We start from the raw sequence: 10,549 nt of genomic DNA, 5'->3' as shown, positions 1-10,549 counted from the left end.
TTCGAATGAGGGCGCCAATTGGAGGCGCAAGTGGCGCCGTTTTATAGCAACACCGCAGGCAAGCGCGGACGCCCTGCGATAGGGGTGTTGCGCATGTCGCGCATGTGCGTCGTGCAGCAGTGTTTCGGTTTCTTCGATGAAGGCTGTGAAGATGCCATCTACGACAGCCAGGCCATCTGCGGTTTTGCACAGCGTAGTAGGCACGGCTGCTAACGTGGCGGATGTCACCCAGGGTTATCAGTTGCTGCACGGTGACGAAACCTATGTTTCGGGTGACGCTGGATACACCGGAGCGGACAAGCAACCGGAGCATGCTGAAGGGACGTTATCTAGTCGATTGCAGCACGGCCAAGCAGTTACAGGGAGGTTGAAAAAAACCGGCGTGGAAATGGGGGCGGTGCGAACGGGTTAATTGTTCAGCGTCTCCCTAGGGCGCATGGCATTGGCGCAGGCTCTCAACCATCCCCGGCAGTGCCAGCGCAGCCTGTCGGCAGCCGTTACAGGCTCAACGCCGGCGCCAGCGACTCCCGGGTAATCTCCTTGATCGACTTGGCCCCCGTCAGCACCATTGCCACGCGCATTTCCTTCTCGATCAGCTCCAGCAGATGGGTCACCCCGGCGCCACCGGCTACCGCCAGCGCATAGACAAAAGCGCGCCCCAGCAGTACCGCATCGGCGCCCAGGGCAATCATGCGCACGATATCCAGCCCGGTACGAATGCCCGAGTCGGCCAGGATCGACAACTTGCCCTTCACCGCCTCGGCAATGGCCGGCAACGCCCGGGCGCTGGACAACACGCCGTCGAGCTGGCGGCCGCCGTGGTTGGACACCACGATGCCGTCGGCACCGAAGGCCACGGCGTCGCGGGCGTCCTGCGGGTCCAGGATGCCCTTGATCACCATGGGCCCCTGCCAGTATTCGCGTATCCACTCCAGGTCCTTCCAGGAAATGGACGGGTCGAAGTTGCTGCCCAGCCAGCCGATGTAGTCGGCAAGGCCGGTGGGGTTACCGCGATACGTGGAGATGTTGCCCAGGTCGTGAGGGCGGCCCAGCAGGCCCACGTCCCAGGCCCAGGCCGGGTGCGTGACGGCTTGCAGCATGCGCCGGGCGGCGGCGTTGGGGCCGCTCATGCCCGAGTGGGCGTCGCGGTAGCGCGAGCCCGGCACCGGCATGTCCACGGTGAAAATCAGCGTAGTGACGCCGGCTGCCTTGGCGCGCTCCAAGGCGTTTTTCATGAAGCCGCGGTCCTTGAGCACATACAGCTGGAACCACATGGGCCGGTTGATGGCCGGGGCCACTTCTTCAATGGGGCACACCGACACCGTGGACAAGGTGAACGCAATGCCCTTGGCGGCCGCCGCCCGCGCCGCCTGCACTTCACCCCGGCGGGCGAACATGCCGGCCAGGCCGATAGGCGCCAGGGCCGCAGGCATGGCCAGGGTTTCCCCGAACAGCTGGGTTTCAAGGCTCAACTCGGACATGTTGCGCAGCACGCGCTGGCGCAGGGCAATGTCGGCGAGGTCCGCCACGTTGCGGCGCAATGTGTGCTCGGCGTAGGCGCCGCCGTCGAGGTAGTGGAACAGGAAGGGCGGCAGTTTGCGTTGGGCGGCGGCGCGGTAATCGGTGGAAGCCGAAATAATCATGGAGGGGACTTCTCTCAACGTACAGGAACGGGCCGCCATCGCGGCCGATGGGGGAAGGGTAGTTGAAGATTGCGTTATGGCCAGCGGAGCGCGGCTGCCGGCTAAAAGGCTGTTGATTCATACAGTGGTTGGCGCTACTCTGCATGGAGAACATCTGTACTCCACCACTGGCAAGCCAATGCTCATGACCGACCCCCTCATGGATTTCACCGACCTAGCGCCGTTTCCCTCGCCGCTGGAGCTGCTGGAGCACCAGTGCCTGTTGCTGAGCAACGAACTGGACGAAACCAATGCCGAGCTGCGCGCCTGCCGGCAGCGCATCGCGGCGCTGGTTACCATGCACGGCAGCGACAGCAACGAAATCGCCCGGCTGCGGCGCGAACTGGCGGCCCGGCCCACCGGCACTTGAAATACCCGGCCTGGCTCGACACAATCGCGCCCCGATCCGGCCACCGCAGCCGGGCGTGTGCAGGCAACAGGGGCTGGGCTTGAACGAACAGACATTATCCATGCGTCTCGAACGCGTGGCCGCGCAGGTGCCGCCGGGGGCGCGCCTGGCCGACATCGGCTCCGATCACGGCTACCTGCCGGTGGCATTGCTGCGCCGTGGCGCCATCGCCGTGGCGGTGGCGGGCGAAGTGGCCGCCACGCCCTTCCAGGCAGCGCTACGCACGGTGCGCGAGAATGGCCTGGAGCCGTGGATCACGGTTCGCCTGGCCAATGGCCTGGGCGCCATCGAGCCGGGCGATGGCATCACTGCCGTCAGCCTGTGCGGCATGGGGGGCGAGACGATCCGCGACATTCTCGACAGCGGCAAGGCGCGCCTGAACGGCCGTGAACGCCTGATTCTGCAGCCCAACGGCGGCGAACAGCCGCTGCGTCAGTGGCTGATGGATCATGGCTACCGCATCCTTTTCGAAGAAGTACTGCACGAAAATCGCTTCCACTACGAAATCATCGTCGCCGAGCGTCTCGGGCCGGTGACCTACACCGCGCACGAGCTGTACTTCGGGCCTCTGCAACTGCAGGCCCGCAGCCCGGCGTTCATCAGCAAATGGCAGCGCGTGCTGCACCTCAGGCAGCAGACTCTGGCCCAGTTCGCCAGGTCGCGGCAAGGGGTGCCCGAACACAAGCGGCACGACGTAGCCCAGCAGGTTCGCTGGATCAGTGAGCTGTTGGCCTGAGTGCGTGCGGGGCAACATCCATGTGTTTCTAGACGATTCAACGACAGCGGTACAAGACTTCCAAGCGGAAAAACCGGATAATCGCGGCCATCGTTTTGCTCGTAATTATGGTATTCCCGCATGGAAATCAAGGTCAACTTTCTCGACAACCTCCGGCTTGAGGCCAAGTTTGACGACTTCACCGTGGTGGCCGATCAGCCCATTCGCTATAAAGGCGATGGCTCGGCACCGGGTCCGTTCGATTACTTCCTGGCATCGTCGGCGTTGTGTGCGGCTTACTTCGTAAAGTTGTACTGCACCACGCGCAATATCCCCACCGATAACATTCGCCTGTCGCAGAACAACATCGTTGACCCGGAAAACCGCTATAACCAGATCTTCAAGATCCAGGTAGAGCTGCCTGCGGACATCTGCGCGAAAGACCGCCAGGGCATCCTGCGGTCCATCGACCGTTGCACGGTGAAAAAGGTGGTGCAGGCCGGCCCCGAGTTTGTCATCGAAGAAGTGGACAACCTCGATGCCAATGCCGACGCCTTGCTGATGCTCAACCCGGAGGCGGGCACCCACACCTATGTGGCGGGCAAGGACCTGCCGCTGGAGCAGACCATCGCCAACATGTCGGGCATCCTCGCGGGCCTGGGCATGAAGATTGAAATCGCCTCGTGGCGCAATATCGTGCCCAACGTGTGGTCGCTGCATATTCGCGACGCGCATTCGCCCATGTGCTTCACGAACGGCAAGGGCGCTACCAAGGAAAGCGCCCTGGCGTCGGCACTGGGCGAGTTCATCGAACGGCTCAACTGCAACTTCTTCTACAACGATCAGTTCTGGGGCGAGGACATCGCCAACGCGCCATTCGTGCACTACCCCGACGAGCGCTGGTTCAAGCCGGGCGCCAAGGACGCGCTGCCGCAGGAAATCCTCGACGAGTACTGCCTGGGCATCTACAACGCCGACGGTGAACTGCGTGGCTCACACCTGTACGACACCAACTCCGGCAACACGGAGCGCGGCATCTGTTCGCTGCCGTTCGTGCGTCAGTCGGACGGGCAGGTAGTGTATTTCCCTTCCAACCTGATCGAAAACCTGTACCTGAGCAACGGCATGAGCGCCGGCAACACCCTGGCCGAAGCCCAGGTGCAGTGCCTGTCGGAGATTTTCGAGCGGGCGGTGAAGCGCGAAATCCTCGAAGGCGAACTGGCCCTGCCCGATGTACCCCAGGCAGTGCTGGCAAAATACCCTGGCATCCTGGCCGGTATTCAGGGGCTCGAAGAGCAGGGCTTCCCGGTGCTGGTGAAGGACGCATCGCTGGGCGGCGAGTTCCCGGTGATGTGCGTGACCCTGATGAACCCGCGCACGGGTGGCGTGTTTGCCTCGTTTGGTGCGCATCCACGTTTTGAAGTGGCACTGGAGCGCAGCCTCACCGAGTTGCTGCAGGGGCGCAGTTTCGAAGGCCTGAACGACTTGCCGCAGCCGACGTTTGAAAGCCATGCGGTGACCGAGCCGAACAACTTCGTGGAACACTTCATCGATTCCAGCGGCGTGGTGTCGTGGCGTTTCTTCAGTGCCACGTCCGACTTCGAGTTTGTGGAATGGGACTTCAGCGGCGAGGGCGAAAACGCCAACGCCGACGAAGCTGCGACGCTGTTCGGCCTTCTCGAAGAAATGGGCAAGGAAGTGTACATGGCGGTGTACGAGCACATCGGCGCCACCGCCTGCCGTATCCTGGTACCGGATTATTCCGAGATCTACCCGGTGGAAGACCTGATCTGGGACAACACCAACAAGGCCTTAGCGTTCCGAGCCGACATTCTCAACCTGCACAGCCTGGGCAATGTCAGCCTGAAAATGCTGCTCAAGCGCCTGGAAAACTGCGAGGTGGATGAATACACCACCATCACCACCCTGATCGGCGTCGAGTTCGACGAGAACACGGTGTGGGGCCAGTTGACCGTGCTGGAACTCAAGCTGTTGATCTGCCTGGCGTTGAAGAAGTTCGACGAAGCCAAGGAATGGGTGGAAACCTTCCTGCAGTTCAACGACAACACCGTGGAACGCGGCCTGTTCTACCAGGCCTTGAACGCGGTGCTGGAAGTGCAGTTGGACGATGACCTGGCCTTGGCCGATTACGAGGTCAACTTGCGCCGCATGTTCGGCAACCCGCGCATGGACGCGGTGCTGGGCTCGCTGGACGGCAGCGTGCGCTTCCACGGCCTGACCCCCACCAGCATGAAGCTGGAAGGCCTGGACCGCCACCAGCGGCTGGTCGACAGCTACAAAAAACTGCACGCAGCGCGCGCAGCCTTCAGCCCCCGCAGTTGACACTGAGTCACCTTGTAGCCGCTGCCGTCAGGCTGCGGCTACAGGGACCTGGCGGTTAAATCACCGGCGGCCGCTGCGGGTGCTGACGTCCACCCATACCGCCAGCACCAGGATGCTGCCCTTGACGATCATCTGCCAGTAGCTGTCGACGTCCAGCATGGACATGCCGTTGTCCAGGCTGGTGATCACCAGCGCGCCCAGCAGGGCGCCGTAGACGGTGCCCGAACCGCCGCGCATGGACGTGCCGCCAATGAAGCAGGCGGCAATGGCGTCCAGTTCGCCCATGTTGCCCGCCGACGGCGAGCCCGCCGCCAGGCGAGCGGTGTTAACCAGCCCGGCCAGGGCGCACATCACCCCCATGATGCCGAAAATCCACAGCTTCACGGCCTGCACGTTGATGCCCGACAGGCGCGTGGCTTCCATGTTGCTGCCCACCGAGTAGATGCGCCGGCCAAACACCGTCTGGCTGGTGACGTAGCTGAACACCCCCAGCAAAATCAGCAGTAGCAACACCGGCACGGGAATGCCGTCGTAGCTGTTCAGCGTGTAGACAAACCCGGCCAGCACCGCGCCAATCAGCACCACGCGCAGCGCATCACGAATCATCGGGCGCGCCGCCAGGCCATGCAGCGCACGGTTGCGCCGCTGTTTCCCGGCCAGGAACAGGGTCAGCGCAAACAGCAGCACTCCCAACACCAGCCCTACCGTGGGCGGCAGGTACCCCTGGCCCACGTACACCAACTGTGGCGACACCGGGGCGATGGTGGTGCCGCCGGTCACGCCCAGCAATATTCCGCGAAAGGCCAGCATGCCGCCCAGGCCCACAATAAAGGACGGAATGCGCAGGTAGGCGGTCATGAAGCCGTTGGCCAGGCCGATCACCAACCCGCACACCGCCACCAGGCCCAGGTTCGCCAGCAGCGGCACGTGATAAATCACGTCGAGGATCGCCGCCACGCCACCCAGCAAGCCCAGCAACGAGCCCACCGACAGGTCGATCTCGCCGCTGATGATCACCAGCACCATGCCGCAGGCCAGAATGCCGGTGATGGACATCTGCCGCAGCAGGTTGGACAGGTTGCGCGGTGTGACAAAGCCGCCCTCGGTCTGCCAACTGAAAAACAGCCAGATGATCGCCACGGCAATCACCAGTGCCAACATCTTGTAGCGGGTGAACAGCTGTTTGACCTGATTCATCTACGCGCGCTTCCACTTATTATTGTCGTGTCGTTCGGGGTGCTCAGGGCGGCGGCCAGCACTTGCTCCTGGGTCAGCCCCTGGTTGATGAAGTCGCCGCGCAACTGGCCTTCGCCGATCACCAGCACCCGGTCGGAAACGCCCAGCACTTCGGCCAGCTCCGAGGACACCATGATGATCGACACGCCTTGCACGGCCAGGGCGCTCATCAGCTTGTAGATCTCGTACTTGGCGCCCACGTCCACGCCGCGGGTGGGTTCGTCGAGGATCAGCACCCGCGGCGCGGTCAGCAGCATCTTCGCCAGCACCGCCTTCTGCTGGTTGCCGCCCGACAGGCTGGTGATCGGCAGGAACGGGCTGGCCGTCTTGAGGTGCATGCGCGCAATTTCCTTGTCGATGCTGCCCAGCTCGGCTTCGGCATCGATGCGAGTCATTTTCGAGTAGCTGTCCAGCACCGCCAGAGTGATGTTCTGGCCCACCCCCAGGTCGGGAATGATGCCCTGGCGCTTGCGGTCCTCGGGCACCATGCACAGCCCCGCGCGAATGGACTTGAGCGGTGTGCGCGTGTCGATCGGCTTGCCGTCCAGCCACACTTCGCCTTCATGGCGGCCGGGGTAGGCACCGAACAGCGCCGACACCAGCTCGGTGCGGCCGGCACCCACCAGCCCGGCAATGCCAAGGATCTCGCCGCGCTTGAGCACAAAGGAAATGTCGTCCACGCGTTTGCGCCGGGGGTTGTCGACGTCGTAGCAGGTGACGTGGCGCGCCTCGAAAATCACTTCGCCAATGGCGTGCGGGCTGGTGGGGTAGAGGTTGCTCATTTCCCGGCCGACCATTTGCGTGATGATGCGCGGGATGTCCATGTCGGCCATGGCCGTGGTGGCCACGTGCTTGCCGTCGCGAATCACCGAAATGGTGTCGCACACCGCCGCCACTTCATCCAGCTTGTGGGAGATGTACACACAGGCCACGCCTTTGGCCTTCAGGTCACGCACGATGTGCAACAGCACATCGATTTCCGAACGGGTCAGGGCCGAGGAGGGCTCATCGAGGATCAGCAGCCGCGCCTGTTTGTTCAGCGCCTTGGCGATCTCCACCAGTTGCTGGTAGCCGCCGCCGTACTGCGACACCGGCAGCGATACGTTCATGTCCGGCACCTTGAGCTCACGCATCAAGGCTTCGGCGCGGTGGATCATGGCCGGGTAGTTCATGCGCCCGCCCGGCAGTGTCAGCTCGTGGCCCATGAAGATGTTTTCAGCGACCGACAGGTCGGGCACCAGGGTCAGCTCCTGATGAATGATGACGATGCCGGCGGCCTCGGTTTCACTGATGGAATGGGCCTTGAGCGGTTGGCCGTCCCAGAGGATTTCACCCTGCCAGGTGCCCCAGGGGTAAACCGCCGACAGCACCTTCATCAGCGTTGACTTGCCGGCCCCGTTTTCACCGCACAGGCCCACGCACTCCCCCGGGCGAACCTTGATATCAATGCCGTTTAAGGCGTGCACGCCGCCAAAGCTTTTGACGATGCCGTTCATTTGCAGCAGGTATTGGGACATAACGACAGGCTCGGAAGGGATCTTTGGGTAACGCCACAGGAACCGAAAGGGGGGGCGAACCCCCGTGGCCGCTGCCGCCAGGCTGCACTGGCCCCCCGTACACCGCAGAGGTGCAGCGAGGTTCAAGGCCAGCGCAGGCTGGTGGCAGCGGCTACAGCGTCACAGGCACCACATGTTCACTGCCCGGCAATCTGCGCCTTGGTGTAGAACCCGTCCTTCTCCAGCAGGTCGATGTTGTCCTTGGTCAACGGGGTAGGGGTGAGCAGGATGGTGTCGACCTTCTTGCTGCCGTTGTCGTACTGCGAGGTGTAGGTGGGTTTCTCATTGCGGGCCAGCTCCACCGAGAGTTTGGCCGCTTGCGAGGCAATCAGTTTCAGCGGTTTGTACACGGTCATGGTCTGGGTGCCATCGAGCACGCGCTTCACCGCCGCAAGGTCGGCGTCCTGGCCCGAGATGGGCACCTTGCCGGCCAGCTTCTGCGCGGCCAGGGCCTGGATGGCGCCGCCGGCGGTGGCGTCGTTGGAGGCGACGATGCCATCGATCTTGTTGCTGTTCTTGGTCAGGGCGTTTTCAACGATGCTCAGGGCCTCGGTGGGGTTCCACTCTTTCACCCATTGCTGGCCCACAATCTTGATGTCGCCCTTGTCGATGGCCGGTTGCAGCACCTTCATCTGGCCCTCGCGCAGCACCTTGGCGTTGTTGTCGGTGGGCGCGCCACCCAGCAGGAAGTAGTTGCCCTTCGGTGCCGCCTGCAATACGCCGTTGGCCTGCATCTCGCCGACTTTCTCGTTGTCGAAGGAAATGTAGGCGTCGATGTCGGCATTGAGGATCAGCCGGTCATAGGACACCACCTTGATGCCGGCCTTTTTCGCCTCGGCGACGGCGTTGGTCAGCACCGTGGCGTTGAATGGCACGATGACGATCACGTCCACGCCGCGGGAGATCAGGTTTTCAATCTGCGAGATCTGTTTCTGCTCGTTGGCGTCGGCCGACTGCACATAGACTTTGGCGTCCATTTTTTCCGCCGCCGCCACGAAGTAGTCACGGTCGCGGGCCCAGCGCTCCAGGCGCAGGTCATCGATGGAAAAGCCGATTTTCGGGTGGGCGGCGTCCGCCATCACCGGCAGCGACAGCAAGGCCAGGGCGCTGGCGAGCAGCGTGCGTTTGAATGATTTCATGGTATGCGTCCTTTTATTGTTGTTTGAGACACTGCTGAAAACGTTGAGCTTCAATGCCCCTGCAACTGTAGAGCGTGGTGGCGGGGCGCGAGCAGAGAATTGTCGCGCGAATGTAACCGCGCCCGGCTCAGGGGTAGATAAACCTGTTCACCACGCCTTCCAGCATCTCCTGGCGGCCGCTGACCGCTTGCGGGTCAAGGTTGTTGTTGAAGGCATGCTCGGCCAGTGATGCCAGGCTGAACTCACCGGCCAGCAGCGCCTGGCCGAAGGGCTGCTGCCAGCCAGCGTAGCGCTGGTCCTTGAACTGCTGCAGGCGGTCGTTCTCCACCATGGCGGCGGCGCGCGTCAGGGCCAGGGCCAGTACGTCCATGGCGGCGACGTGGCCGTGGAACAGGTCCAGGTCGTCCACACTTTGGCGGCGCACTTTGGAATCGAAGTTGAACCCGCCGCGCTGGAAGCCGCCGGCCTTGAGGATTTCATAGGTGGCCAGGGTCATTTCCTCGACGCTGTTGGGAAACTGGTCAGTGTCCCAGCCGTTCTGCGGGTCGCCACGGTTGGCGTCGATGCTGCCGAAAATACCCAGGGACACCGCCGTGGCGATCTCGTGATGAAAGCTGTGGCCGGCCAGGGTGGCGTGGTTGGCCTCGATGTTGACCTTGATCTCCTTCTCCAGGCCGTACTGCTGCAAAAAGCCGAACACCGTGGCGCTGTCGTAATCGTATTGGTGCTTGGTGGGTTCTTGGGGCTTGGGTTCTATCAGCAGGTCACCCTTGAAGCCGATGGCGTGCTTGTGCTCCACCACCATGCGCATGAAGCGGCCCAGTTGCTCGCGCTCGCGTTTGAGGTCGGTGTTGAGCAGGGTCTCGTAGCCTTCGCGACCACCCCACAGCACGTAGTTGGACCCCTCCAGGCGTAGGGTGGCGTTCATCGCGCTGCACACCTGTGCGGCGGCCACGGCGAACACTTCCGGGTCGGGATTGCTGGCGGCGCCGGCGGCGAAGCGCGGGTTGCTGAAGCAGTTGGCGGTGCCCCACAGCAGCTTGATGCCAGTCTGTTCCTGATGGCGTTCCAGGTGGTCGACCATCTGCGCGAAGTTATGGCGGTACTCGCGCAACGAGCCGCCTTCGGGGGCCACGTCGGTGTCGTGAAAACTGTAGTAATCGATGCCCAGCTTGGAGAAGAATTCGAAGGCGGCGTCGGCCTTGCCGATGGCCAGTTCCATGGGGTCGCCAGGGTGCTGCCAGGGGCGTTTGAAGCTGCCCACGCCAAACATGTCGGCACCCGGCCAGACAAAGGTATGCCAGTAGCAGGCGGCCATGCGCAGGTGTTCGCGCATGGGCTTGCCGAGAATCAGCTTGTTGGCGTCGTAGTGACGGAAGGCCAGGGGGGAATCACTGTGGGGCCCTTCGTAGCGAATGGTGTCGACGGCGGGAAAGTACGGCATGGACGTGACCTTGTTGTTAGAGGCG

General features: G+C 62.8%; 8 protein-coding genes and 1 pseudogene. 4 read left to right on the top strand and 5 right to left on the bottom strand.

Annotated features, from left to right (window positions below):
* Positions 1-15: 15 nt before the first annotated feature.
* Positions 16-363 (top strand): annotated as a pseudogene (locus PMM47T1_RS30715) (transposase); the annotation flags it as partial.
* A gap of 134 nt (positions 364-497) precedes the next feature.
* On the opposite strand, the gene lldD reads toward PMM47T1_RS30715, so the two are convergent.
* Positions 498-1,643: an FMN-dependent L-lactate dehydrogenase LldD gene (gene lldD / locus PMM47T1_RS22830; protein ID WP_008373517.1), complete on the bottom strand. Its 1,146-nt coding sequence runs from the start codon at positions 1,641-1,643 to the stop codon at positions 498-500.
* Between the two features lie 184 nt (positions 1,644-1,827).
* Here lldD and PMM47T1_RS30150 point away from each other — a divergent pair, with 184 nt between their 5' ends.
* The 3 genes from PMM47T1_RS30150 (at position 1,828) to PMM47T1_RS22815 (ending at position 5,149) form a co-directional block, all read left to right on the top strand.
* Positions 1,828-2,052, top strand: coding sequence for a hypothetical protein (locus tag PMM47T1_RS30150; RefSeq protein WP_177323401.1), 225 nt, complete (start codon positions 1,828-1,830; stop codon positions 2,050-2,052).
* Between the two features lie 79 nt (positions 2,053-2,131).
* Entirely contained in the window at positions 2,132-2,827 is a 696-nt protein-coding gene (locus PMM47T1_RS22820) for a tRNA (adenine(22)-N(1))-methyltransferase (protein ID WP_008373512.1), read from the top strand.
* A gap of 120 nt (positions 2,828-2,947) precedes the next feature.
* Positions 2,948-5,149: an OsmC domain/YcaO domain-containing protein gene (locus PMM47T1_RS22815; protein ID WP_008373510.1), complete on the top strand. Its 2,202-nt coding sequence runs from the start codon at positions 2,948-2,950 to the stop codon at positions 5,147-5,149.
* Positions 5,150-5,209: 60 nt separating this feature from the next.
* Here PMM47T1_RS22815 and PMM47T1_RS22810 read toward each other — a convergent pair whose 3' ends face one another.
* The 4 genes from PMM47T1_RS22810 to xylA all read right to left on the bottom strand — a co-directional run bounded on the left by PMM47T1_RS22810 (position 5,210) and on the right by xylA (position 10,524).
* Entirely contained in the window at positions 5,210-6,346 is a 1,137-nt protein-coding gene (locus tag PMM47T1_RS22810; protein ID WP_008373508.1) for a sugar ABC transporter permease, read from the bottom strand.
* Positions 6,343-7,902: a D-xylose ABC transporter ATP-binding protein gene (gene xylG, locus PMM47T1_RS22805; protein WP_008373507.1), complete on the bottom strand. Its 1,560-nt coding sequence runs from the start codon at positions 7,900-7,902 to the stop codon at positions 6,343-6,345. Before xylG ends, PMM47T1_RS22810 begins: the two co-directional genes overlap by 4 nt.
* A 176-nt stretch (positions 7,903-8,078) precedes the next feature.
* Positions 8,079-9,080 (bottom strand): D-xylose ABC transporter substrate-binding protein, encoded by a 1,002-nt coding sequence (gene xylF / locus PMM47T1_RS22800; protein WP_008373504.1) that lies wholly within the window; start codon positions 9,078-9,080, stop codon positions 8,079-8,081.
* 127 nt (positions 9,081-9,207) lie between these two features.
* Positions 9,208-10,524 carry a xylose isomerase gene (gene xylA, locus PMM47T1_RS22795; protein ID WP_008373501.1) on the bottom strand — a complete coding sequence of 439 codons (1,317 nt, stop codon included), beginning with the start codon at positions 10,522-10,524 and terminating at the stop codon, positions 9,208-9,210.
* Positions 10,525-10,549: the final 25 nt, after the last annotated feature.

It is taken from the genome of Pseudomonas sp. M47T1, assembly GCF_000263855.1.
Taxonomy (GTDB): Bacteria; Pseudomonadota; Gammaproteobacteria; order Pseudomonadales; family Pseudomonadaceae; genus Aquipseudomonas.
This window is presented reverse-complemented; position numbering and strand designations above follow the sequence as displayed.

Coding starts and splice junctions, on each gene's coding strand:
- lldD (WP_008373517.1), bottom strand. CDS start 1,643: ATGATTATTTCGGCTTCCACCGATTACCGCGCCGCCGCCCAACGCAAA.
- PMM47T1_RS30150 (WP_177323401.1), top strand. CDS start 1,828: ATGACCGACCCCCTCATGGATTTCACCGACCTAGCGCCGTTTCCCTCG.
- PMM47T1_RS22815 (WP_008373510.1), top strand. CDS start 2,948: ATGGAAATCAAGGTCAACTTTCTCGACAACCTCCGGCTTGAGGCCAAG.
- PMM47T1_RS22810 (WP_008373508.1), bottom strand. CDS start 6,346: ATGAATCAGGTCAAACAGCTGTTCACCCGCTACAAGATGTTGGCACTG.
- xylG (WP_008373507.1), bottom strand. CDS start 7,902: ATGTCCCAATACCTGCTGCAAATGAACGGCATCGTCAAAAGCTTTGGC.
- xylF (WP_008373504.1), bottom strand. CDS start 9,080: ATGAAATCATTCAAACGCACGCTGCTCGCCAGCGCCCTGGCCTTGCTG.
- xylA (WP_008373501.1), bottom strand. CDS start 10,524: ATGCCGTACTTTCCCGCCGTCGACACCATTCGCTACGAAGGGCCCCAC.